Consider the following 23388-nt stretch of genomic DNA (forward strand, 5'->3'; position numbering starts at 1 on the left):
AAGGGGAATTGGTTGTGGATTCCCTGCTAATTTGGCAAGAAGCCGCATAAGTAATTGGCAGGATAAAATGGCAGAGATTATCATGGTGCGCCACGGACAGGCGCAGACCGGGGCAAAAGACGAAACAAGTTATGACAACCTGTCGGATCTGGGGCATCAGCAGGCCCGCTGGCTGGGGGAATATCTGGGTGCGGATCACGCTTTTGACCGCGTTGTAACCGGCAAGATGCGCCGTCAGATGCAAACCGGTCTTTCGATGGGGCTGGACGGGGTCGATTATCAGACTGATGCACGACTGAACGAAATGGATTATTTCGGTTTGGCCGGTGTTCTGGAAAACTCCCACGGATTGGCCGCCCCCACCAGCCAGCTGGAATTCCAGACCCATGTGGCCGAAGTGCTCGGGGCGTGGTCCCGCGCAGAGGTCGGGGACGATCTGGAAAGCTATGCGGATTTCCGTGGTCGTGTACTTGGGGCGGTGCGTGATATTGCGGGGGCGGAGGATCGTGTGATCGTCGTCAGTTCGACCGGAGTGATCGCAACCCTGATGGCGGTTGCACTTGATCTGGACATCCGGCGCAAGTCCGAAGTTTTCCTGCGCATTGCCCATACATCTGTTCATAAATTCGAAATGGTCGGTGAAGATTTGCACCTGCTGCAATTTTGCGCGACTCCCCATCTCGACCTGCCTGAGCGGGTTCATGCTCGTACTTTGATTTAAGTCTGTTCCGATCTTCTCAGGATGGTACACAACTCGGGTTTTTAGAGACGTGTACAAGAGGAAATTATGGACAAGGTTTCCAGAAGAGCAGCGCTTGGTCTGATCGCATTCGGTCTGGCAGGGTGCGGAGGCGGGCGTGATGCCGGCGTGACCCGTGCGCAGGTTTCAAAGGCCTATGCCGCACCGCTTTATCCGAACGAAACACCGGCACTGCGGGCGCTGATCGTAAAATGGGCCCGTCATTATGAAGTGCCGGTTGCTCTGGTACAGCGCCAGATCGTGCGGGAAAGCACCCACCGCCCCTATGCCCGTAACGGTCCCTATTACGGGTTGATGCAAATCCTGCCACAGACCGCACGCACCATGGGGTTTCGCGGCCAGCCGTCAGACCTTCTTGATGCAGATACCAACCTGAAATACGCCGTGAAATATCTGCGGGGGGCCTGGCTGCTGTCTGATGGCGATCACGGCACGGCTGTAAAATGGTACTCGCGCGGCTACTACTACGAGGCCAAACGGCGCGGGATGCTGGAAGAGACCGGATTGGTGTCCTGACAGGTCGCTTGTTCCTGTTCCCAAAGCCCGCACCTTGGGCTATGGCAGTGGAATGACTGACGCGCCTTATATACTCGTGGATTTCGGCCCTGATAACAGGGCGCAGGCCTTTGCGCGGCCACTTGACCTGATAGTGGCCCGTGATCCGCAAGAAATCCCCGCCGCCTTTGCAGCGCTTCAGAATGCCAAGGACGCCGGTTACTGGCTGGCAGGTTTCGCCAGTTACGAACTCGGCTATGTGCTGGAACCCAAACTGGCCGAACGCCTGCCGCAGGACCGCCGTGCGCCCTTGTTGTGTTTCGGGGTCTTTGACGGGCCGGATGAGGCCGCAACCGCGGCTGTGCTGGAAAAATCCCGCAATGACGAACCCCGTGCCAGATTATCAGCGCCCGAACCGCTCTGGGACGGGGCGACCTACGGGCAGGCGTTTGATCAGGTGGCTGAATACATCCGCTCGGGCGATTTCTACCAAACCAATCTGACCTTTCCGATGCGGGCCAAATGGTCTGGCACGCCGGAAGGGTTATACGGTGCTCTGGCGCGGGTGCAGCCGGTGAATTACGGCGGGATTGTCAATCTCGGGGTCGGGGATGCTATTGTCTCGCGCTCTCCCGAACTGTTCTTTCGCGTAGATAACAGCGGACAGATTACCACCCGCCCGATGAAAGGCACGGTGCCGCGCGGCAAGACAGAGGCCGAGGATGCGGAATTGAAAGCGTTTCTGGGCAATGACGTAAAGAATCGGGCCGAGAACCTGATGATCGTCGATCTTTTGCGCAATGACATCAGCCGCGTCGCGGAACTCGGCACGGTAAAAGTGCCAGAGCTGTTCACCGTTGAAAGCTACGCCACCGTGCATCAGATGACATCACTTGTCACCGCGCAGATGCGGCAGGATGTAGACCTGTTCTCCCTGTTTTCCGCCCTGTTTCCTTGTGGTTCCATTACCGGAGCCCCGAAAATCCGCGCGATGGAAGTAATCAACGATCTGGAACAGGGACCGCGCGACATTTATTGTGGCTCTATCGGCTGGATCGCACCGGATGGTGTGGCGGCCTTTAACGTGGCCATCCGCACCCTGTCGCTGGTCAAAGATGGTACAGCGCGCCTGAATGTAGGGGGCGGGGTGGTCTATGACAGCACCGCTCCGTCCGAATATGAGGAAGCCCTATGGAAGGCACGTTACGCGACCTTGCTCCCGCCGGTTTGGTAGTCATCGAAACGCTGGGGTATTCGCCCAAGGACGGATTTGTGCGGCTTGGCCTGCATATGGACCGCGCCGAAGCCACCTGTGCGCAATTGGAAATTCCCTTTGATCGGGGAGAAGCGCTGCACAGTCTGGGCACCTCTGTGGATATGCTGCCTGCGCGGGTGCGTATGACGATTGATCTGAACGGGCGTATCGGTGTCAGCACCAGCGAGACAACAACGCCGCCAACGATCTGGCGGGTCGGCATCAGCGAAGTGGCGCTGCGCTCGGATGATCCGTGGTTGCAGGTGAAAACGTCAAACAGGGCGGTCTATGATGCCGCTCGGGAGACGATGCCTGATACCGTGGACGAACTGTTGTTTTTGAATGAAAACGGGCAATTGTGCGAAGGGACCATTACCAATCTTTTCGTTGAACGGGACGGTAAGTTGCTGACGCCGCCGCTCTCCTGCGGTCTGCTGGCGGGCGTATTGCGGCAGGAACTGCTGGAAACAGGCCGCGCGCAAGAGGCGGTGTTGAGGGTGCCGGACCTTCAAGACAATCCGGTTTTTGTAGGAAATTCCCTGCGCGGTCTGATCCCTGCGCAGATTGTCTGACCCAGGCTACAGCTTGCGATAGATCAACACTTGCGCTGTATCCGCGCCATGGGCGCTGTCCGGATCGGAATAGATTGGCACGCTTTCCAGTTTCGGCCTTGTGATCCGGCCAGAGCGGCGCAGTTTTTCCAAGAATGCACCGAAATCCCGCGCCTTGTAATGCTGCGCATTGACCCCGATACAGAACAGGGCATCTTTTTGCGCAAGGGCCAGCAGGTTTTCCAGAGGCGCCGGTCCCAGATGCCCGTGGGTAAAGGTGCCCGCAGAAACGACCGCGCCGAACGGGGCAGTCGGTGGGATAAGCGGCTTTGTCAGATCCACCTGATGTAACCCCCCATAGAGCGCCTTCCCCTGTGCCCGCTCCAGCATTTCGGGTGAAATGTCAAAGCCTTCGATTTCGGCGCGAGGCAGGTTCAGGGCTTCTGCCACCAGTCCGGTGCCACAACCGATGTCTGCAACCGGCCGGTCGAAAGGGGTGGCAGCCCTGCGATAATGATCGGCAATGATGCGGGGATAAACGTAACCCAGCTTTTGCGCGAATTCTGTATCGTAGTGATCCGCGAATTCCTGGTAATAACCTACGGAATCCTGTGGCGTCTCTATCTGGTAGGCACCTTCCAGAAGCTCTGTTGAGGATCTTTTTTCCGACATGGGGGCAGGATTGCCAGAATGGGCGGGAATTGCAAGGTTTCGCGCGGATTTCAGGGCAAAACCCCAAGGTTCCCTTGACAACAGGGCTTTGACGCGGTCAATGCGCAGAGTGATTTAACCCCTGTACAAAGACGCCTGAAGGATATCCAAATGCACGCCTATCGCAGCCACACCTGTTCCGAACTAAACGCGTCGAACGTGGGTGATACCGTGCGGCTCTCGGGCTGGGTACACCGCGTCCGCGATCACGGCGGCATCCTGTTTATCGACCTGCGGGACCACTATGGCATCACGCAGGTTCTGGCCGACCCCGACAGCCCTGTGTTCAAGGACGTGGAAAAAGTCCGCTCCGAATGGGTGATCCGTATTGATGGCACCGTTATGGCACGCTCTCCCGAACTGGTGAATCCCAAGCTGCCCACGGGCGAGGTTGAAGTGTTCATCCGTGATCTGGAAGTGCTCGGTGAGGCAGCCGAACTGCCGCTGCCGGTATTCGGGGATCAGGAATACCCTGAGGAAACCCGCCTGAAATACCGCTTTATCGACCTGCGCCGTGAAAGCCTGCACGAAAACATCATGCTGCGTTCAAAGGTTGTGTCGTCCATCCGGCGTCGTATGGAAGGGCAGGGGTTCAACGAATTCCAGACCCCGATCATCACCGCCAGCAGCCCTGAAGGGGCGCGCGACTTCCTCGTACCAAGCCGTCTGCATCCGGGCAAGTTCTACGCCCTGCCACAAGCCCCCCAGCAGTTCAAACAGCTGATCATGGTGGCCGGTTTTGACAAATACTTCCAAATCGCGCCGTGTTTCCGCGATGAAGATCCCCGCGCCGACCGGTCCCCGACCGACTTTTACCAGTTGGATATGGAAATGTCCTTCGTCAGCCAGCAGGATGTGTTCGACACCATCGAACCCGTGCTGAAGGGGGTGATGGAAGAATTCGGCGGCGGGCGTCCTGTCAATCAGGAGTGGCCGCAGATCAGCTACAAAGATGCAGCGCTGTGGTACGGCTCGGACAAGCCGGACCTGCGCAACCCGATCAAGATGCAGGTGGTGTCCGAACATTTCGCCGGTTCCGGTTTCAAGATTTTCGCCTCCCTGCTGGAAAACGAGGGCACCGAAGTCCGCGCCATTCCGGCCCCGACAGGTGGCAGCCGCAAGTTCTGCGACCGCATGAACAAATTCGCCCAGCAAGAAGGCCTGCCCGGCATGGGGTACATCTTCTGGCGCGATCAGGGCGAAGGCATGGAAGCGGCTGGGCCACTGGCTAAGAACATCGGCCCCGAACGCACCGAAGCCATCCGCCAGCAGCTAGGCCTTGGCGTGGGTGACGCAGCCTTCTTCCTCGGCGGTAAGCCAAGTGCTTTTGAAGGTGTTGCGGGGCGTGCGCGTAACGTGATCGGTGAAGAACTGGGTCTGACAGACAAGGACAAATTCGAGTTCTGCTGGATCGTCGATTTCCCGATGTACGAAAAAGACGAAGAAACCGGCAAGATCGATTTCTCGCACAACCCGTTCTCCATGCCGCAGGGCGGAATGGCGGATTTTGAGAATAAGGACCCGCTGGACATTCTTGGCTATCAATATGATCTGGCCTGTAACGGCTACGAGCTGATCTCCGGTGCGATCCGGAACCACAAGCCGGAAATCATGTACAAAGCCTTTGAAATTGCAGGCTATCCGGCAGAGGAAGTGGACAAACGTTTCGGCGGTATGGTCAACGCCTTCACTTATGGCGCACCGCCCCACGGGGGCTGTGCCACAGGGATCGACCGTCTGGTGATGCTGCTGGCCGATGAAAACAACATCCGTCAGGTCATCATGTTCCCGATGAACCAGCGGGCCGAAGACCTGATGCTGGGCGGACCGTCCGAGCCGACAAACGAACAGCTCCGCGAATTGGGCCTTCGGGTGTTGCCGCAAGAAAGCTGATCCGGAAGACGTTACAAAAAAGGCGCGCGAAGTATAAACCTCGCGCGCCTTTTTTTATTTCTTATCAGCGGTTCAACCCGTGACGTCAGACCCTATCGGCTTTTTCGGATAGAGCCCCTTGGGGTGCAGCACCACTTTGGATTTCATTTGCACGCGCTGGTAAAGATCCACCATATGGGCGTTCACCAGACGGGCGCAGCCGTTTGAGACATCCAGCCCGATGGTCTTAGGCTTGTTGGTGCCATGGATGCGCAGGAAGCTGTCGCCGCGGCCCGGATAGAACAGGTAAAGCGCGCGTGCTCCCAGCGGATTGTTCGGCCCGCCCGGCATTCCGTCTTCGAATTGTTTGTAGGATTTGGGATCACGCTCGATCATTTCGGGCGTTGGCGTCCAGCTTGGCCATTTCTTCTTGGCGCCCACAAAGAAACTGCCGCTTTCGTAAAGGGCATCGCGGCCAACACCTACGTAATAGCGGATTGCCTTGTTATCTTCCAGCATCAGGTAGAGCGAATAATGGTCGGGTACCACGTGGACTTCACCGGGTGCACCGCCCTTGATGTTCACAACCCGTGGGGCAAGCACGTCCGGAATTGGCGGCTCGTTCGCAATTGTATTGTCGTAAGCAAAAACCGGACTTGCTGCGCAGGTCCCAACGGCAATTGTTCCAGCTATAAATTCGCGTCGTTTCATAGTGTTCCCTTTACTGATAGTGGGAATCTAGCTGTCGTCGGGCATTTGTAAATAATTTACAGCGGTTTTCTGGCGTGTGTGGCTTTTGGCGTCGGTTGCGAGACAGGCGATGGAGCCAAGAAAATAAGGCGTTTAAAGCCGAAAAGCATTGCATTTTGCAAAGAAATGATTATCATTTATAGTATTCCACGCCTTTCAACTAACAAAGATTTTATGCGTCTTTCCGGTGCAGCCCTTTGATTCAGAAAGGCTTATTGCGTCGATTTGTTGAATACGGACGATGCTGGCGCCCTCACAGAAGGTTTGACGATCATGCAAGATCGAAATGCCTTGGCTGGGTTTAGGCCGATGAACAGAACACTTCCAATACTGTTGTCCCGCGCACGGGATACTTTGCTGCACTACTGGCGGCCGAAGCTGACCGAAATCGGCTTTACCGAACAGCAATGGCGGGTGATGCGTGTGGTTGCCGAGAAAGATCGTATTGATATCAGCAGCTTGGCGGAAGCCACGGCAATGCACATGCCAAGCGTAACACGTATTTTGCAGGTGCTGGAAGACATTGGAATGATTGAACGCTGGCGTGACCCCCATGATTCGCGCCGTTCCTGGGTAAAAGCGACGCAAAAGGCGCATGATCTGATGGCAGATTGCCTTGAGGCGTCGAACGACATGTACAGTGAAATTGAAAAACGCTTCAGTGCCGAAAAAATGGAGCAGTTACTGGATCTGCTGCAAGAGTTTTCAGAGCTTCGATCGCGGGACCGGTGATTGTCGCAGAGCAGTCTAATTCCCAATAGGGAACACAGAGACGTTTAAGACCGATTCCCGCTCAAATTGCCGTAACGCAACATCCCGAAAGCAGGCGAATCCAGTCGCAAACCCTTTGGAATTTATGCGTTTAAAGTATAATAAAGTGGAATTGGCCGGTATTGACCGGCTCTGTTACGTAAGGCCCGATCATGCCCAAATCCGCCAGAACCGAACTTGCCTCGCGGGGGGTGCAATCCATTGAAACGGGGGGCCGTATCCTGCGGGAATTGGCAAATGCGCAGGGGCCGATCAAACTGCGGGATCTGGCAGAGCAGTTGAACGTGGCTCCGGCACAGCTTCATCCCTATCTGGTCAGCTTTCGGGCTATGGAGATGGTGGAGCAGACAGCCCGTGGAACCTATCAACTCGGACCGTTTGCGCTGCATATCGGATTGGCGCGCCTGCGTGGACAGAATGCCTATCGCGATACGATAGCGCAGGTGGCAGATCTGGCCGACAGTCTCGGGCTGATGGTGTCGGTTGCTGTTTGGGGGGCGCAGGGGCCGACCATTACTTATGTTCAGGAATTTGCGTCGCGGATCCATGCGAATGTACAGGTGGGAGGGGTGTATAACATGACAGTCACCGCCACCGGACGTGTATTTGCGGCTTTCCTGCCGAAAACCATGACGGCACCGGTGATCGACCGTGAGATGGCGGACGAGGATTTTCGCCGCCGTGCCCTGTTCGAGATAGACGCAGCTGCCTATGAGAAGTCTGTGGCCGAAACCAAAGATGCGGGCTATGCGATCACGCAGGACATGCCAATTCCCGGAGTCTCCGCCGTGGCAGCGCCGGTTTTCGACCATACTGGCGCTTTGCAATTATGTGTGACAGCCATCGGCCCGACAGGGATGATTGATCTTGACCCCGAGGGGGAAACGACGACGAAACTGCTTGCTTTTACGCGAAAACTTTCGCGGGATTTCGGCCACGATGCCGCCAGTGCGGAAACAGATCCGGTCAGTTTAACAAGACAGGTGAACGCGGTGTTGCAACAATAATCGGGGCCGTACGGCGCCGCTTTGACACCTGCCAATTGCTGTGCAAGCTACTGTTAAGGCGCTGGCAAGGCGATGAATTCTGCGTGACGCACCGTCCCGTCGGCGCCCCTTCGTATGGCTACGCTATTGGCATGGACAATGGCGGCCAATTTTGCCAATACCCCGAAAATCGGTAACGCGCAGGACCAGACCATTTGTCGGCTACTGCGCAGTGCGTATCCAATACCAAAGGAGATCGTTTATGGATCGTCGTTCTTTTATCTCTAAAGCCGGTGTGCTGGGTGTGGGGGCTGCGGCTTCGACTCTGGCGGCGCCTGCAGTTGCGCAGGGCAACATCACATGGCGCATGGTCACAACCTGGCCAAAGAACTTTCCGGGCCTCGGCGTCAGCGCACAGCGTCTGGCAGATCGGATTACCGCTGCTTCTGCGGGCCGTCTGACGATCAAGGTCTATTCTGCTGGCGAACTGGTTCCACCGCTTCAAAGCCTTGATGCGGTCATCGACGGCGCTGCAGAGATGAGCCACGGTGCGGCTTACTACTGGCAGAACAAATCTCCGGCCCTGACCTTCTTTACCGGTGTACCCTACGGTATGACCTCCCGCGAACTGACAGCTTGGGTCCGTTACATGGGCGGTCAGGAAATCTGGGACGACATCTACGACCAGTTCGGCCTTCAGGGCTTCCTGTCCGGCGATACCGGCACACAGGCGGGTGGCTGGTTCAAGAACGAACTGACCGGCGTTGATTCCGTTTCCGGCCTGCGTTTCCGCACGCCGGGTCTGGGCGGACGTGTTTGGGAAAAACTTGGCGCGACCGTTACAAACATGGCGGCTGGCGAAATTTTCCAAGCGCTTCAATCCGGTACACTTGATGCAGCCGAATTCGTTGGTCCTTACAACGATCTGGCGCTCGGCTTCTATCAGGTTGCGAAGAATTACTATTTCCCGAGCTTCACAGAGCCGGGTCTGGCCACCGAACTGGTTGTGGACAAGAAAAAGTATCAAGCGCTGCCGGAAGACCTGCAAGCCATCGTGCGCGATGTCTGTCAGGCTGAATACGACCAGCTTGCTTCTGACTTCTATGCCAATGACCCACGGGCGCTGCAAACTCTGGTTAACGAGCATGGTGTGAACATCCGTCAGTTCCCCGAAGAAATCCTGAAAGCCGGTGCAGATGCTGCGAGCGAGATCATGGCGGGTATGCGGGATTCCGACGATGCGCTGGTCAAACGGACAGCAGAGAGCTTCATCGAATCCCTCAACATCCTGCGCCAGCGCTCCCAGTCTACCGACGGGGCTTTCGTAAACGCGCGGGAAAAATACTTTAAAATCTGATCACGGAGAAGATTGCGCGGCTGGCGGGACAGTGGTCCCTGACCGCCGCGCGATCCTTTTGATCCGAACAGCACCCGCCGGGCCCCCCGGCGGGTGTTTTCCGTTTGGAGCGTTGCTGAAAGGGGCCGTGGCGCAGGTTGTATCACAGAGCCGTGACTTCTTACAGAAAAGCAGTGTTTTTCCATCAAAACCCGTATTTTTACGCCTTCTCGCTCTTGCATCACCCTGCACCAGCGGGGAAAAGGCAGCGAAAGAGGAGGCGTCTTTATGCAATTCTTAGCGCTTTGTGCGGGCATCATCTGCCATATAAACAACGGTTTGGGGAAAGCCTTTGCTTGGCTGTCCCTTGGCATCGTTCTGGTCTGTTTTACAGTGGTCGTGCAGCGGTATGTTTTTGCGATCAGCTACGTCTGGATGCAGGACCTCTATATCTGGTTGAACGGGGCGATGTTTACGGGGGTGGCCGGATTTGCCCTGCTGCGGAATGATCATGTGCGGGTGGATATTTTCTATCGCCCAGCCAGTATCCGCACCAAGGCAATCATTGATCTGACAGGGGTTGTCGTGTTTCTGCTGCCCTTCACATGGGTGGTCTACACCTACAGTATGCCTTTTGTGACGCGGGCGTGGGGCTATTACGAAGCTTCGGCCAATGTGGGCGGGATGCCCGGCCTGTTCATCCTCAAGAGCTTTATCATCGGTTTTGCAATCCTGCTGGCCCTTCAGGGGGTGGCAATGGTGGTGCGCTCGATCCTCGTGCTTGGCGGGCGGCCCGAACTTGTGCCGCCACAGATCCGCTATGGCGCAGCCGCAGCCGAAACCCCAGACGTGTAAGAGAGAAATCCAATGGATCCAGTACTAATCGGCGAGCTCCTCTCGGGGCTGATGTTTTTTGGCATTATCGGCTTTCTCCTGCTCGGATTTCCTGTGGCTTTTACGCTGGCAGGGGTCTCTTTGCTGTTCGGCTTGATGGGGATGGCTTTCGGGGTGTTTGACCCCAGTAACTTCGGTTCTTTGCCAAACCGCTATATCGGTTTCATGACGAACGAGGTTCTGGTGGCGGTGCCGCTGTTCATTTTTATGGGCGTGATGCTGGAACGTTCCAACATTGCGGAGCAACTGCTTTTGACAATGGGCAAGCTGTTCGGCTCCCTGCGGGGCGGTCTCGGCTTTTCGGTGGTGATCGTTGGGGCCATGCTGGCGGCATCTACTGGGGTTGTCGGGGCGACTGTGGTGACTATGGGGCTGATCTCCCTGCCAGCGATGCTGCGGGCGGGGTATGATCCCAAACTTGCGACAGGAGTGATCTGTGCCAGCGGCACGCTTGGACAGATTATTCCACCTTCTACAGTGCTGATCTTTATGGGCGATATGCTGTCCGGCATTAACAGTCAGGTGCAGATGGCCAAGGGCAATTTTGCACCGACTCCTGTGTCTGTTGGCGATCTCTTTGCCGGAGCCCTGCTGCCCGGTGTGCTGCTGGTCGGGCTGTATCTGGCCTATGTGGCCTTCAAAGCCTTTACCGACCCGCAAAGCTGCCCTGCGATGCCGGTTTCCGAGGAAGAGAAGCGAGGCCTTTTGCGGGAGGTCTTTGTCGCGCTGGTGCCGCCGTTCCTGCTGATCATGGCAGTGCTCGGGTCCATCCTTGGTGGTATCGCCACCCCGACCGAAGCGGCCTCTGTCGGGGCTGTAGGTGCGATGGTGCTGGCGGCGCTACGCTGGCGGCTGTCGTTTGCGGTGCTGAAGGATACAGTGATTTCTGCGGCAACGATTACCAGTATGGTGTTTGTAATCCTGATGGGTGCATCAGTGTTTTCGATTGTGTTCCGTCTGATGGGCGGGGACGATCTGGTGCACGAATTCCTGTCGAACCTGCCTGGTGGAACGCTGATGGCGGTGGCGGTAGTGATGGCGATCATGTTCGTGCTCGGCTTCATCCTCGACACGTTCGAAATTATCTTCATCGTGATTCCGATCACCGCTCCGATCCTGCTGGCACTAGACGTGGACCCGATTTGGCTGGGTGTGATTGTGGGGGTTAACCTGCAAACATCCTTCCTGACCCCGCCCTTCGGCTTTGCGCTGTTCTACCTGCGCGGGGTGGCGCCGGACGGTTTGCCAACCTCCGCAATCTACAAGGGCATCCTGCCATTTGTCCTGCTTCAAATCGTGGCGATTGCCTGCCTGTTCCTGTTCCCCCAGATCGTGACATGGCTGCCCAAGGTGATCTCGGGCTGACGCTGTACCACAACAGCTCTAACACCTATTAAGGCCGTCTGTGATCCCGCAGGCGGCCTTTTCTAAACGGAAAGGGCAGGAGACATCGAAGAACCAGCCCTCAGCATTACCTGAAGCAATCCGTGCCGAGCCTCGTAGTAATGATGAAGCTTTGTCCTGTCATGGCACGCGAAGGAATCTTCGAAGGTGTTCTGCGCTGGAAGTCGGCTGTACGGAAAAACGGACGTTCACGTAGATTGCGCAAAGGTCCGCTATTTGAGTCGCAGGTCGTTCGGGTTTTGTCGGGCGACCAAATAGACACGCCACGCATGGACGACCCTGCTTGCCCAGAAAAAGAAAGGCGAAAAGATTCCGTTTTGTTTGGCCTTACGGTCCGACAGGACACGTTGCGCAGGAAAGTGGCCGTGGGATGCGGCCGAGATCAGGAACCCTTCAGCTTGACCTGCTTCGCCACAATCTGCCATCGCCTGATAGACATAGTAGCCCATTGCAGGATCACCGGCGTCTTCCAGCCAGCCGACAATTTTGTGCACAGCGGTCATGTCCTCTGCAGCCAGAGACAGCATGGCCACCTCTCGCAGAACAGGGTTCAAATCTCCGAACTTTGACGTGATCAGTACATCGCGCCTTTGAATGAGTTCGTCTTTATCGCCCGAAAAGCTGCGCAAACCCTCGCGGCCATATTCCAAAAGGGTCGCCAAGTCCCAACTTTCAATTTCCTGCTCGGTCAGAAGCAATCTCGACATGGCAAACCTCTCGAAAAACATTGACCTCCAAATGCGCCGCGGCGGCGGTCAGAAACCTATTGCTTTAAAAAGACTAATATCGGGAGCAATTTATGACAACGCTTGCATCTGGAAAGCGATATTGGATGGAATGCGGCATAGCTGCATCAGGCGTTAGCACTCACAGTTGGTGGTGTGTTATGCGGTGCTGAAATTGCCTAACCGCATCACCGAAACACAAAAGGCCACCCGAAGGCGGCCTTTGTATCATCCTGCCGAAGCAGGCTACGAATTGGAGCGGGCGATGAGATTCGAACTCACGACCCTAACCTTGGCAAGGTTATGCTCTACCCCTGAGCTACGCCCGCGTCCTTTTCGTGTGGCAGCGTATAGCCAGAAACCCGGACCCTGTACAAGGGGAAAGAATGTCGAACACCGAAAACACAAAAGGCCACCCGAAGGCGGCCTTTGTATCATCCTGCCGGAGCAGGTTACGAATTGGAGCGGGCGATGAGATTCGAACTCACGACCCTAACCTTGGCAAGGTTATGCTCTACCCCTGAGCTACGCCCGCGTCCCTTTCGTGTGGCAGCGTATAGCGAGAAACAGAGACCCTGCACAAGGGAAAAATGAACAAAAAATCGAAAAAAGATCACTTGTCTGCAAACGCTAGGAAACAGGGGTTTCTGTGTGGGTGTGCAAGGTCTCCTGCACCAGATCGAAGTCTTCTGAATGCACGATGATCCCGTCATCTGTCAGCAGGATAACCCCGTAAGCCGCAGGTTCCGTGGTGCCCAGTGTCATTTCGGCGGTATCAATCGCCAGAGGCATCTGGTGGCAGGTGCTCTTCAGCATGGAAAAGCCGAATCCGTCCCAGTGTCCTGAAATCGTGCGGTGGATATGACCACAGATCAGATGCACCGGAACGCCCGAGTCTTTCAGTACGGACAGCAGCCGCGCATCATCGCGCATCCGTATCTGGTCCATTCCCTTGAACCCCACCCTAAACGGCGGATGGTGGGAAAACAGGGCAACCCGCTGCCCCGCCGCTTTCGCCTCTGAGAGCTGACTTGTCAGCCAATCAAACCGCTGGTCACAATAAGCGCCGAAATGGGCGTAGGAGACCACAGGGGGCCCGAACAGCGTGTCGAGCGTCAGAACCCGCACAGGTCCGTAGGTGTGGCTGGTCTGGAGGAAACCCGCAGCATCACAAACAGCCTGTGGCAACTTTTGAACCAGATTGTCCCGCACATCGTGGTTGCCTGCCATCAGCGTGACGGGGACGGAAACATCCTGCAGGATGCGTTGCACGCGGTCGTATTCTTCCGGCGCGCCGGTATCGGCAAGATCGCCCATCAAAATGATGCGCTCCGCGTCTGGGTGGTGGCGCAATCCATGGTCCAGCGCCCGTTGGAATTGCTCAAACGGATCAAGTCCGATGATCTTCTGGCCTTCGGGTTTCATATGAATGTCGGTGAAGGCCAGAAGTTTGTGCATAAGGTCAGGTCTCGAATTCGATTAACAGATCTTTTGCGTCAACCTGCGATCCGGCTGGCGCATGAACGGCTTTGATTGTGCCGTCCGTTTCCGCGTAAATACCAGTTTCCATTTTCATGGCTTCAATGGTCAGCAACATATCGCCCGATTTCACCGCCTGTCCAGCACTCACCACCACAGAAGAGATCACACCGGGCATCGGAGCGCCGATATGGGCAGGGTTTCCGGCCTCGGCCTTGGCCCGTTTGGCCGAAGTTGCAGCCGCTTTGCGATCGGTGACACGCACGGTGCGCGGCTGGCCGTTCAGCTCAAAGAACACCCGCGCCTCGCCGCCTTCATCGGTTTCACCCACAGCTTGGAGGCGGATTTCCAGCGTCTTGCCCGGGTCAATCTCTGCGCTGATCTGTTCGCCCGGCTCCATCCCGTAAAAGAAGGTGCGAGTGGGCAATGTACGCACAGGGCCATAGGTGCGGTGGCGGCCCATGTAATCCAGAAAGACCTTGGGGTACATCAGATAGCCGTTCAGGTCCTCACCGTCCACTTCGTAGCCTTCCAGCTCGGCAGAAAGTTCAGCACGGACCTCGTCCAGATCAACAGGCTGCATGTGTGCGCCCGGACGGGTGGTGGCAGGGGTGTCGCCTTTCAGGATCTTGGCTTGCAGTTTCGGTGGAAAGCCCCCCGGAGGCTGGCCGAGGTTGCCGCGCATCATATCGACGACACTGTCGGGAAAGGCCACGTCTGTCTTGGGGTTCTCTACTTCGGCACGGGTCAGGTTCTGGCTGACCATCATCAGCGCCATATCCCCAACCACTTTGGAGCTGGGCGTTACCTTTACAATATCACCGAACATCTGGTTCACATCCGCATAGGTCTGGGCGACCTCGTGCCAGCGGTCCTCTAGCCCCAAGGAACGGGCCTGTGCCTTGAGGTTGGTAAACTGGCCGCCGGGCATTTCGTGCAGGTAGACTTCGGACGCGGGGGACATCAGACCGGATTCAAAGGCCGCGTATTGGCCGCGAACCCCTTCCCAGTAATCCGAAATCTCGCGCACGGCCTTGATGTCCAGTCCGGTGTCGCGGTCGGTGTGGCGCAGGGCCTCTACGATGGAGCCAAGACAAGGCTGGGAGGTGCCACCGGAGAACGCATCCATCGCTGCATCAACCGCATCTACACCGGCTTCGGCCGCGGCGAGCACTGTGGCCCCGGCAATGCCAGAGGTGTCATGGGTGTGGAAATGGATCGGCAGGCCAACCTCTTCCTTCAGCGCCTTGACCAGAACGCGGGCGGCTGCGGGTTTCAGCAAGCCAGCCATGTCTTTCAGGCCAATCAGATGGGCACCTGCGGCTTTCAGTTCCTTACCCATATTGACGTAGTAGTTCAGATCATACTTGGCGCGGTCCGCATCCAGAATATCGCCGGTGTAACAGATTGTGGCCTCACAGATTTTGCCGCTTTCTACAACGGCATCCATCGCAACGCGCATGTTTTCCACCCAGTTCAGGCTGTCAAACACGCGGAACACATCAACGCCGGTTTCTGCGGCCTGACGGACAAATTCCTGCACCACATTATCGGGGTAGTTGGTGTAGCCCACGCCATTGCTGGCCCGTAGCAGCATTTGGGTCATCAGGTTGGGCATACGGGCCCGCAGATCCCGCAGGCGCTGCCACGGGCATTCCTGCAAGAACCGGTAGGCCACGTCAAAGGTCGCACCACCCCAGCATTCCATGCTGAACAGTTGCGGCAGGTTGTGGGAATAGGCTTCGGCCACCGCGATCATATCGTGGGAGCGCATCCGCGTCGCCAGCAGGGACTGGTGCCCGTCGCGCATGGTGGTGTCTGTCAGCAGCAGTTGTTTTTGTTCGCCGAGCCAGTCCACTACGGCCTGTGCGCCCTTATCTTCCAGCAGGTTGCGGGTGCCATAGGCCGGAGCATCCGCGCGGTTCGCGGGGGGCTTGGGTGCCTTGGCGGTGGCCGCGGGTTTAGGGCGGCCTTCCACATCGGGATGACCGTTTACGGTTATGTCGGCCACATAGGTCAGGATCTTCGTCGCACGGTCACGGCGTTTTTTGAACCGGAACAGCTCGGGCGTGGAGTCGATGAATTTGGTGGTATAGCTGTTGTCCAGAAATGTCGGATGTTTCAGCAGGTTTTCCACAAAGGCAATGTTTGTAGACACACCGCGAATACGGAACTCCCGCAGGGCGCGGTCCATACGGGCAATAGCCTCGGTCGGGGTCGGGGCCCATGCAGTGACTTTTTCAAGAAGGGAGTCGTAATAGCGGGTGATGACCGCGCCGGAATAGGCGGTGCCGCCGTCCAGACGGATCCCCATGCCGGTCGCGCCGCGATAGGCGGTGATGCGGCCGTAATCGGGGATAAAGTTGTTCTGCGGGTCTTCGGTTGTCACACGGCACTGCATGGCATGGCCGCGCAATTGCACGTCCGCCTGACTGGCAACACCGGTGGCTTCGGCAAGTGTCGCACCCTCGGCAATCTTGATCTGGCTGCGCACAATATCAATGCCGGTGACTTCTTCGGTGACGGTATGTTCCACCTGCACGCGGGGGTTGACCTCGATAAAGAAGAACTCCTGCGTATCCATATCCATCAGGAATTCGACAGTGCCGGCACATTCATAGCCGACATGGGCGCAAATCTTGCGGCCCAATGCGCAAAGTTCCTCGCGCTGTTCTTGCGACAGATAGGGGGCAGGGGCACGTTCGACCACTTTCTGGTTGCGCCGCTGGACCGAGCAGTCCCGCTCCCACAAGTGATAAATCTCGCCGTGCTGGTCGCCAAGGATCTGAACCTCCACGTGGCGGGCACGCTGTACGAGCCGTTCAAGATAACCTTCACCGTTGCCAAAGGCGGCTTCCGCCTCGCGGCGGCCTTCCAGCACCTTTTCTTCCAGTTCGTCCGGAGACATGATGGGCCGCATTCCGCGACCGCCGCCGCCCCAGCTTGCCTTGAGCATGAAGGGATAACCCACTTCGGCGGCCATTCGATGGACTTCATCCATGTCGTCGGGCAGCACTTCGGTGGCCGGAACAACCGGCACGCCAGCCTCGATCGCAACACGCCGCGCGCTGGCCTTGTCCCCAAGCTGACGCATGGTTTTCGCCTTGGGGCCGATGAAAGTAATGCCCGCATCGGTGCAGGCATCAACAAAATCGGGGTTTTCCGACAGCAGCCCATAGCCCGGATGAATTGCATCAGCGCCGCTCATCTTGGCGACGCGGATGATTTCCTCAATCGACAAATAGGCGGCAACGGGGCCAAGCCCTTCTCCGATTTTGTAGGCTTCATCCGCCTTGAACCGATGCAACCCCAGCTTGTCTTCCTCGGCATAAACGGCCACCGTCCGTTTTCCCATCTCATTGGCGGCACGCATAATGCGAATGGCGATTTCACCACGGTTGGCAATCAGGATTTTGGAGAAGTTTTTCATCTGGGCTTGGTCCTTTTCGGGCTGGCCTGTGTCAATTCTGACAATTCGTCACAAATGGGTAACGTGGAAAATGCTGCAGTGCAACAAAAGCGATATTTTTGTGCAGATCTTTCAAGGTTGTTTTGATATTCGGGTGGAACATTTTGTGAACACGCGCTTTAACTTGTGCAGGGATGGGAGTAAGATACCTCAATGAGCAATTGGGAAGAATCAGACGCCTTTGAGGCGGCCGCCGCAGTTCCTTTGTCGCAGCGTGCCATGGCGGCACGTCCTGCGCCCTATCTGGACGGGTTGAATCCGGCACAAAGGGACGCTGTCGAAACGCTGGACGGGCCGGTTTTGATGCTGGCCGGTGCGGGAACCGGCAAGACCAAGGCGCTGACGGCGCGGATTGCCTATCTGATGCACACGGGGCGGGCGCAGCCGAATGAAATTCTGGCAGTAACCTTTACCAACAAGGCCGCGCGGGAAATGAAGAACCGCGTGGGCGGCCTGCTTGGTGAAATGGTCGAAGGCATGCCGTGGCTTGGTACGTTCCACAGTCTGTGCGTGAAACTGCTGCGCCGCCATGCCGAACTGGTGGGGTTGAAAAGCAACTTTACCATTCTGGATACGGACGACCAGATCCGTCTGTTAAAACAGCTCATTCAGGCCGAACACATTGATGACAAACGCTGGCCGGCCCGGATGCTGGCAGGGTTGATTGACGGTTGGAAAAACCGTGCCCTCACGCCGGACAAGGTTCCGGGCGCCGAAGCGGGGGCCTTTAACAACAAGGGCAGCGATCTCTACGAGGCCTATCAAAACCGCCTTAAGGTGCTGAACGCCTGTGATTTCGGCGATCTGCTGCTGCATATGGTGGTAATCTTCCAGAAGTACCCCGATGTGCTGGCCAAATACCAGAAATGGTTCCGCTACATTCTGGTGGACGAATATCAGGATACCAACGTAGCCCAATATCTGTGGCTGCGCCTGTTGGCGGCGGAGCATAAGAACATCTGCTGTGTCGGGGATGACGACCAGTCGATCTATGGCTGGCGCGGGGCGGAAGTGGGCAACATCCTGCGGTTTGAGAAGGATTTTCCGGGCGCCAAGACCGTGCGGCTGGAACAGAACTATCGTTCGACGCCCCATATTCTGGGGGCGGCCTCCGGTGTGATCGCGGGCAATGAAAACCGCCTTGGCAAAACGCTCTGGACCGACCGGCCCGAGGGCGAGAAGGTCCGCCTCATCGGCCATTGGGACGGCGAGGAAGAGGCCCGCTGGATCGGTGAGGAAATCGAGAATTTCCAGCGTGGCACACGGGGGCATGATCCGATCAGTCCCGAGAGCATGGCGATTCTCGTGCGTGCCTCCCATCAGATGCGCGCGTTTGAAGACCGTTTCCTGACCATTGGTCTGCCTTACCGCGTAATTGGTGGTCCGCGATTCTATGAACGGATGGAAATCCGCGATGCGATGGCTTATTTCCGCGTGGCCGTCAGCCCCGACGATGCGCTCGCGTTTGAGAGGATCGTCAACACGCCCAAGCGGGGAATCGGGGACAAGGCCCAGCAAATCATCCAGATGGCCGCCCGTGAAAACGGTGTCAGCCTGCTGGAAGGGGCGCGAATCGTGGTCTCCCAAGGCGGATTATCTGCGAAAGCCCGCGCCGCCTTGCGTGAACTTATCGAAGGGTTCGACCGCTGGTCCGCCCTGATCCGTGAGGACAAGACCAGCCACATCGAAATTGCCGAGCAGATGCTCGAAGAATCGGGCTATACCGACCACTGGCGCAACGACAAAACGCCCGAAGCACCGGGGCGACTGGAAAACCTCAAAGAACTGGTAAAGGCGCTGGAAGAGTTCGAAAACCTGCAAGGGTTTCTGGAACATGTCAGCCTGATCATGGAAAACGAACAGGAAGACGACGTGGAAAAGGTCAGCATCATGACCCTTCACGCGGCCAAAGGTCTGGAATTTCCTGTGGTGTTTCTGCCCGGCTGGGAAGACGGGTTGTTCCCTTCGCAACGCTCTATGGATGAAACCGGCCTCAAGGGGGTAGAGGAAGAACGCCGCCTTGCCTATGTGGGAATCACCCGTGCCGAGGCATTCTGTACCATCAGCTTTGCCGCAAACCGGCGGGTGTTCGGGCAGTGGCAGTCCTCTTTGCCAAGCCGCTTCATTGATGAATTGCCTGAAGAACACGTTGATGTGCTGACACCGCCCGGTCTGTACGGGGGCGGTTTCGGTGCTGCTGCCAGCAGCCAGACGTTTGACGGGGTCAGCAAGGGCTCTGACCTGATGGACAAGGCCAGCCGTGCGGATGCCTATAATTCACCGGGTTGGAAACGGATGCAGGCGCGGTCCAGTCAACGTGGAACATCGCAACCGCGTGAAGCCAAAGGGCTGGTGATCGACAGCAAGGCGGTTTCGGTTCATCAGCTTGGCGACCGCGTGTTCCACCAGAAATTCGGCTATGGTGCGGTAACCGGGATCGAAGGGGACAAACTGGAAGTCTCTTTCGAAAAGGCCGGCGTGAAAAAAGTCGTCGCAAGCTTTGTCACCAGTGCGGATGATATTCCGTTTTAAACAAGCTTTTTCTGATCCGGACAAACAAAAAGGCGCTGCGGATCGACCGCAGCGCCTTTGTTCAATTCCCTCGGGAGGGAGCGTTTTTATACGCCGTAAACCGCTGTGCGGGCAACGTATTTGATTTCGCAACGGGCAATGCCCAGATCGTCCAGTTCGCGTGTAGACAGGGCGGAAAGCTGTGTCACGGTTGCGCGGTACTGGCGCATTTGAACGGCTGCGTGGAAAGCGTCTGCAATAGAAGCGCGCAGGTTTGCGAAGAATGTGTCACGTGTGTTTGTATTCGTAGTGATCGAAGCCATTGGAAGATCCTTTCCGGCGTTATGTATATCTCGTTTCGTGTTCTTGAGCGGAACCTAATCATTCAGGCTCCTCGGAGAAGACCGCATTTGGTCAAAACCGCTATGCGTTAAACGCATGGATGTCTTTTCAAAAAATAAACGGCGGTGCGAGGGAGGGCGCACCGCCGTTATTCTTCGGATCGCCCCAACAGGGAGGAAAAAGGCGATCCGTTGGTTCAGCCGATACTGGCTGACAGCTTGGGAGCCTTGTGAAAACTGCCCACTTGCGTGGATTGGGAGGAACTGCAAGTTTTCAAAGCTCACCGAAGCGTTGAGGCTTATCTAGGGTTTGATCGCCAGATGGGAAAGACCCGTTTGTTCAACCCCGCTATGCAGAATCTGCATGGCTGTCGCTGCGCGGGGCACCCGTTGATTAAAGCAACTGGCTCTGAAGGAATGACCGGGCCATCTCGTTTTGCGGTGCGGTGAAAAAGGTGGCGGTATCGGCCTGTTCCAGCATCTGCCCTTTGGAGAAGAACAGAACCCGTCGAGCAATCCGGCGGGTCTGGACAAGGTCATGATTGGACAATAGGACCGGCGTGGTCTTGGCTGCCTCGATAATCATCGTTTCCATTACCTGACTGGCCGCGGGATCAAGCCCGGCAAAGGGTTCGTCCAGCAACAGGGCACCGGGGCCGGTTACAAGAGCGCGGGCAAAGCTCATCCGGCGCAACTCACCCCCCGATAGGGTGGCGGCGGGCGCATGGGCGCGGTCTTCCAGCCGCGCCGTGCGTAAAGCTTGTTCGACCCGTTCCCGCCGCTGGGATTTTCGCAGCCCCCGTGACTGTAACGCAAACTCGATATTTCCAGCGACCGAGCGGCGCAGCACCACGGGGGATTGCAACATGACGCCACGGTTTGCGCGGCTGTCCCGGGCGGGCTGCCCCTGCCAGCGCACCGACCCGCGATCCGGTTTCAATGTGCCGTGGCACAGGGCAAGGAACAGGGACTTGCCCGCGCCATTCGGCCCGAGCACGGCTGTGATTCCTGACAGTGCCAGATCAAGATCAAGAGGCCCGAGCCTGCGTGTGCCCTTAAAGCTGAGGCTTGCCCGATCAATCTGCAACCGGATCATTTGCGCACCATCTGGTAAATCTCGCCCCGTCTGGCAACCGCGTGGATCAACAGGTTGACCGCGAAAGCGATGGTGATCAGGACCAGCCCGAGCGCCAGCGCCAGCGTAAGATTGCCCTTGGAGGTCTCCAGCGCAATCGTGGTGGTCATGACCCGGGTCAGCCCGTTAATGTTTCCGCCAACAACAATCACTGCCCCGACTTCCGCCAAAGCCCGGCCGAAACCGGCAAGAACTGCCACAGCTACAGCAAAACGGGCGTCCCAGATCAGGGTGCGGACCTGCAAATGGCGCGGTGTATCAAGGGCGGTGAACAACCTGTCGTAATCCCGCAGCAAAGGCTCTACCGCCTGATGAGTGAGCGATAACACAATTGGAAGGATCAGAATGCTTTGTGCCACGACCATTGCCGTTGGTGTGAACAACAGTCCAAGCGTCCCCAGAGGGCCGGAACGGGACAAAAGCAGATAGACCGCCAGCCCGACAACGACAGGAGGCAGCGCCATAAATGCGGTGGAAACCACCAGCAAAAGCCTCCGCCCGGGAAAACGCAGGATCGCCAGTGCTGCGCCGGCAGGAATGGCAACCAGTGATGCGATCAAGGTGGCCGTCAGACTGACCTGCAAGGACAGCGCTATAATCGCAAACAGGTCGCGGTCGGCAGACAGGATCAACGACACTGCGGTAGAAAGTATATCCATGCCGTTTCCAACACCGCTTTTGACGGATGCCTCTTGCCCTTTTGTCTGTGATGGACAAGTTAAGGTCGAATGGCGCGAAAGCGCAACCGCAGAACAGAGGAATAGCACCATGGCCGCGACACAAGCAGAAATTCTCGACGCGCTGAAAACCCTGAAGCTTCAGGACGGACGCGATGTTGTCAGCGCCGATTACGTGCGTGCGCTTTCGATTGAAGGTACAACCGTTCGTTTCGTGCTGGAAGTGCCGCCTGAACTGGGCCCGACGATGGAACCCCTGCGGCAGGCTGCGGAAAAGATCGTGTCAGGACTGGACGGTGTCGAAAAAGCTTCCGTGCTGCTGACGGCCCATGGTCCGGCCCAAGCTGCGCCTCCATCCAAGGAGCCGCCTCAGCTTAAAATCGGTGGCCACCCCAAGCCAAGCGCAGATCAGGCACCGGTTGCAGGGGTAGACCGGATTCTGGCCATTGCATCGGGCAAGGGCGGCGTCGGGAAATCCACAGTGTCCAGCAACCTCGCCGTGGCGCTGGCGCGCCAGGGGCGGCGTGTGGGGCTGCTGGATGCAGATATCTACGGCCCGTCCCAACCCCGAATGATGGGCGTGAACAAACGGCCAAGCTCTCCGGATGGGAAAACCATCATTCCACTGAAAAATCACGGCGTGACCATCATGTCGATCGGTTTGATGCTGGAAGAGGATCAGGCTGTTGTCTGGCGGGGGCCAATGTTGATGGGGGCGCTGCAACAGATGCTGGGGCAGGTAGAGTGGGGAGAACTCGACGTTCTGATCGTCGACCTGCCACCTGGAACGGGGGACGTGCAACTGACTCTGGCGCAAAAGGCGAAGGTGACAGGGGCGATTGTCGTTTCTACTCCGCAGGATGTGGCACTGCTAGATGCGCGCAAGGCGCTGAACATGTTTGAAAAGACCAAAACGCCCGTGCTGGGCATGATCGAGAATATGTCCACCTATATCTGCCCGAATTGCGGCCATGAAGAACATCTTTTCGGCCACGGTGGTGCCGCATCAGAGGCGGAGCGACTGGGCCTGCCGTTCCTTGGAGAAATCCCGCTGAACATCGACATCCGTCTTGCCGGCGATGGCGGCACTCCGATTGCGGCTACAGATTCGCCTCATGCTGAAGCCTATGCAAAAATTGCCGCCCGACTCGTTGCTGGCGGCATGGCTTAAACTCTCTTTAACCAAACTGTGCTTTGGATGGTGCACGGTGCGGGTATACAGGCCGAAGGCCGCATTCTGAAAGGCGCTCTGGTTCTCGCGGGCCG

The 23388-nt window shown here is 57.1% G+C and carries 20 protein-coding genes and 2 tRNA genes; 12 read left to right on the top strand and 10 right to left on the bottom strand.

Annotation, left to right across the window (positions count from 1 at the left end):
• The first annotated feature begins 67 nt into the window (after positions 1-67).
• The 4 genes from C0U40_RS04950 to C0U40_RS04965 all read left to right on the top strand — a co-directional run bounded on the left by C0U40_RS04950 (position 68) and on the right by C0U40_RS04965 (position 3082).
• Complete coding sequence (locus C0U40_RS04950) at positions 68-721, top strand: histidine phosphatase family protein (RefSeq protein ID WP_180957620.1); 654 nt, start codon at positions 68-70, stop codon at positions 719-721.
• Between the two features lie 66 nt (positions 722-787).
• The gene (locus C0U40_RS04955; protein WP_101654588.1) at positions 788-1276 is read left to right on the top strand and encodes a lytic transglycosylase domain-containing protein; all 489 of its coding nucleotides are present in this window, start codon (positions 788-790) and stop codon (positions 1274-1276) included.
• A gap of 52 nt (positions 1277-1328) precedes the next feature.
• Positions 1329-2489, top strand: a complete 1161-nt coding sequence (locus C0U40_RS04960; RefSeq protein ID WP_101654589.1) for an aminodeoxychorismate synthase component I — start codon at positions 1329-1331, stop codon at positions 2487-2489.
• Positions 2447-3082, top strand: coding sequence for an aminotransferase class IV family protein (locus C0U40_RS04965; protein WP_101654590.1), 636 nt, complete (start codon positions 2447-2449; stop codon positions 3080-3082). The genes C0U40_RS04960 and C0U40_RS04965 overlap by 43 nt, the downstream gene beginning before the upstream one ends.
• A gap of 6 nt (positions 3083-3088) precedes the next feature.
• Here the strand turns inward: C0U40_RS04965 and C0U40_RS04970 are convergent, their stop codons facing one another.
• Positions 3089-3733, bottom strand: a complete 645-nt coding sequence (locus C0U40_RS04970; protein WP_101654591.1) for a class I SAM-dependent DNA methyltransferase — start codon at positions 3731-3733, stop codon at positions 3089-3091.
• A 150-nt stretch (positions 3734-3883) separates the two neighbouring features.
• Between C0U40_RS04970 and aspS the strand changes: the two genes are divergently transcribed.
• Entirely contained in the window at positions 3884-5665 is a 1782-nt protein-coding gene (aspS, locus tag C0U40_RS04975; RefSeq protein WP_101654592.1) for an aspartate--tRNA ligase, read from the top strand.
• Positions 5666-5737: 72 nt separating this feature from the next.
• Here aspS and C0U40_RS04980 read toward each other — a convergent pair whose 3' ends face one another.
• Positions 5738-6355 (bottom strand): L,D-transpeptidase, encoded by a 618-nt coding sequence (locus C0U40_RS04980; RefSeq protein WP_101654593.1) that lies wholly within the window; start codon positions 6353-6355, stop codon positions 5738-5740.
• 267 nt (positions 6356-6622) lie between these two features.
• On the opposite strand from C0U40_RS04980, the gene hpaR reads away from it, so the two are divergent.
• The 5 genes from hpaR (at position 6623) to C0U40_RS05005 (ending at position 11746) form a co-directional block, all read left to right on the top strand.
• Positions 6623-7126 (top strand): homoprotocatechuate degradation operon regulator HpaR, encoded by a 504-nt coding sequence (hpaR, locus tag C0U40_RS04985; RefSeq protein ID WP_145991887.1) that lies wholly within the window; start codon positions 6623-6625, stop codon positions 7124-7126.
• A 191-nt stretch (positions 7127-7317) separates the two neighbouring features.
• Entirely contained in the window at positions 7318-8172 is an 855-nt protein-coding gene (locus C0U40_RS04990; protein WP_101654595.1) for an IclR family transcriptional regulator, read from the top strand.
• Positions 8173-8413: 241 nt separating this feature from the next.
• The gene (locus C0U40_RS04995; RefSeq protein ID WP_101654596.1) at positions 8414-9508 is read left to right on the top strand and encodes a TRAP transporter substrate-binding protein; all 1095 of its coding nucleotides are present in this window, start codon (positions 8414-8416) and stop codon (positions 9506-9508) included.
• A 267-nt stretch (positions 9509-9775) separates the two neighbouring features.
• Positions 9776-10342, top strand: a complete 567-nt coding sequence (locus tag C0U40_RS05000) for a TRAP transporter small permease subunit (RefSeq protein WP_101654597.1) — start codon at positions 9776-9778, stop codon at positions 10340-10342.
• 12 nt (positions 10343-10354) lie between these two features.
• The gene (locus tag C0U40_RS05005; protein ID WP_101654598.1) at positions 10355-11746 is read left to right on the top strand and encodes a TRAP transporter large permease; all 1392 of its coding nucleotides are present in this window, start codon (positions 10355-10357) and stop codon (positions 11744-11746) included.
• A gap of 251 nt (positions 11747-11997) precedes the next feature.
• Here the strand turns inward: C0U40_RS05005 and C0U40_RS05010 are convergent, their stop codons facing one another.
• From C0U40_RS05010 to pyc, 5 genes are all read right to left on the bottom strand, one after another.
• Positions 11998-12492 (bottom strand): hypothetical protein, encoded by a 495-nt coding sequence (locus C0U40_RS05010; protein ID WP_101654599.1) that lies wholly within the window; start codon positions 12490-12492, stop codon positions 11998-12000.
• Between the two features lie 272 nt (positions 12493-12764).
• A tRNA-Gly gene (locus C0U40_RS05015) sits at positions 12765-12839 on the bottom strand.
• A 131-nt stretch (positions 12840-12970) separates the two neighbouring features.
• Positions 12971-13045 (bottom strand) — tRNA-Gly (locus C0U40_RS05020).
• Between the two features lie 95 nt (positions 13046-13140).
• Positions 13141-13968 carry a metallophosphoesterase gene (locus C0U40_RS05025; protein WP_101654600.1) on the bottom strand — a complete coding sequence of 276 codons (828 nt, stop codon included), beginning with the start codon at positions 13966-13968 and terminating at the stop codon, positions 13141-13143.
• Positions 13969-13972: 4 nt separating this feature from the next.
• Complete coding sequence (gene pyc, locus C0U40_RS05030) at positions 13973-17419, bottom strand: pyruvate carboxylase (RefSeq protein ID WP_101654601.1); 3447 nt, start codon at positions 17417-17419, stop codon at positions 13973-13975.
• 192 nt (positions 17420-17611) lie between these two features.
• Between pyc and C0U40_RS05035 the strand changes: the two genes are divergently transcribed.
• A complete protein-coding gene (locus C0U40_RS05035; RefSeq protein ID WP_101654602.1) occupies positions 17612-19990 on the top strand; it encodes an ATP-dependent helicase in 2379 nt (792 codons plus the stop codon).
• 86 nt (positions 19991-20076) lie between these two features.
• Here the strand turns inward: C0U40_RS05035 and C0U40_RS20275 are convergent, their stop codons facing one another.
• The 3 genes from C0U40_RS20275 to C0U40_RS05050 form a co-directional block, all read right to left on the bottom strand.
• The gene (locus C0U40_RS20275; RefSeq protein ID WP_101654603.1) at positions 20077-20292 is read right to left on the bottom strand and encodes a DUF1127 domain-containing protein; all 216 of its coding nucleotides are present in this window, start codon (positions 20290-20292) and stop codon (positions 20077-20079) included.
• A gap of 412 nt (positions 20293-20704) precedes the next feature.
• Positions 20705-21406 (bottom strand): ATP-binding cassette domain-containing protein, encoded by a 702-nt coding sequence (locus C0U40_RS05045; RefSeq protein WP_101654604.1) that lies wholly within the window; start codon positions 21404-21406, stop codon positions 20705-20707.
• Complete coding sequence (locus C0U40_RS05050) at positions 21403-22104, bottom strand: ABC transporter permease (RefSeq protein ID WP_101654605.1); 702 nt, start codon at positions 22102-22104, stop codon at positions 21403-21405. Before C0U40_RS05050 ends, C0U40_RS05045 begins: the two co-directional genes overlap by 4 nt.
• Before the next feature lie 109 nt (positions 22105-22213).
• Between C0U40_RS05050 and C0U40_RS05055 the strand changes: the two genes are divergently transcribed.
• Entirely contained in the window at positions 22214-23293 is a 1080-nt protein-coding gene (locus tag C0U40_RS05055; RefSeq protein WP_101654835.1) for an Mrp/NBP35 family ATP-binding protein, read from the top strand.
• Positions 23294-23388: the final 95 nt, after the last annotated feature.

The sequence above is a fragment of the Neptunicoccus cionae genome, assembly GCF_002860325.1.
Lineage (GTDB): Bacteria > Pseudomonadota > Alphaproteobacteria > Rhodobacterales > Rhodobacteraceae > Amylibacter > Amylibacter lutimaris.

Coding starts and splice junctions, on each gene's coding strand:
- C0U40_RS05050 (WP_101654605.1), bottom strand. CDS start 22,104: ATGGATATACTTTCTACCGCAGTGTCGTTGATCCTGTCTGCCGACCGC.
- aspS (WP_101654592.1), top strand. CDS start 3,884: ATGCACGCCTATCGCAGCCACACCTGTTCCGAACTAAACGCGTCGAAC.
- C0U40_RS04965 (WP_101654590.1), top strand. CDS start 2,447: ATGGAAGGCACGTTACGCGACCTTGCTCCCGCCGGTTTGGTAGTCATC.
- C0U40_RS04950 (WP_180957620.1), top strand. CDS start 68: ATGGCAGAGATTATCATGGTGCGCCACGGACAGGCGCAGACCGGGGCA.
- C0U40_RS05010 (WP_101654599.1), bottom strand. CDS start 12,492: ATGTCGAGATTGCTTCTGACCGAGCAGGAAATTGAAAGTTGGGACTTG.
- C0U40_RS05025 (WP_101654600.1), bottom strand. CDS start 13,968: ATGCACAAACTTCTGGCCTTCACCGACATTCATATGAAACCCGAAGGC.
- C0U40_RS05045 (WP_101654604.1), bottom strand. CDS start 21,406: ATGATCCGGTTGCAGATTGATCGGGCAAGCCTCAGCTTTAAGGGCACA.
- C0U40_RS04970 (WP_101654591.1), bottom strand. CDS start 3,733: ATGTCGGAAAAAAGATCCTCAACAGAGCTTCTGGAAGGTGCCTACCAG.
- C0U40_RS04955 (WP_101654588.1), top strand. CDS start 788: ATGGACAAGGTTTCCAGAAGAGCAGCGCTTGGTCTGATCGCATTCGGT.
- C0U40_RS05005 (WP_101654598.1), top strand. CDS start 10,355: ATGGATCCAGTACTAATCGGCGAGCTCCTCTCGGGGCTGATGTTTTTT.
- C0U40_RS04990 (WP_101654595.1), top strand. CDS start 7,318: ATGCCCAAATCCGCCAGAACCGAACTTGCCTCGCGGGGGGTGCAATCC.
- C0U40_RS20275 (WP_101654603.1), bottom strand. CDS start 20,292: ATGGCTTCGATCACTACGAATACAAACACACGTGACACATTCTTCGCA.
- C0U40_RS04980 (WP_101654593.1), bottom strand. CDS start 6,355: ATGAAACGACGCGAATTTATAGCTGGAACAATTGCCGTTGGGACCTGC.
- C0U40_RS05000 (WP_101654597.1), top strand. CDS start 9,776: ATGCAATTCTTAGCGCTTTGTGCGGGCATCATCTGCCATATAAACAAC.
- C0U40_RS04995 (WP_101654596.1), top strand. CDS start 8,414: ATGGATCGTCGTTCTTTTATCTCTAAAGCCGGTGTGCTGGGTGTGGGG.
- C0U40_RS04960 (WP_101654589.1), top strand. CDS start 1,329: ATGACTGACGCGCCTTATATACTCGTGGATTTCGGCCCTGATAACAGG.
- pyc (WP_101654601.1), bottom strand. CDS start 17,419: ATGAAAAACTTCTCCAAAATCCTGATTGCCAACCGTGGTGAAATCGCC.
- C0U40_RS05055 (WP_101654835.1), top strand. CDS start 22,214: ATGGCCGCGACACAAGCAGAAATTCTCGACGCGCTGAAAACCCTGAAG.
- C0U40_RS05035 (WP_101654602.1), top strand. CDS start 17,612: ATGAGCAATTGGGAAGAATCAGACGCCTTTGAGGCGGCCGCCGCAGTT.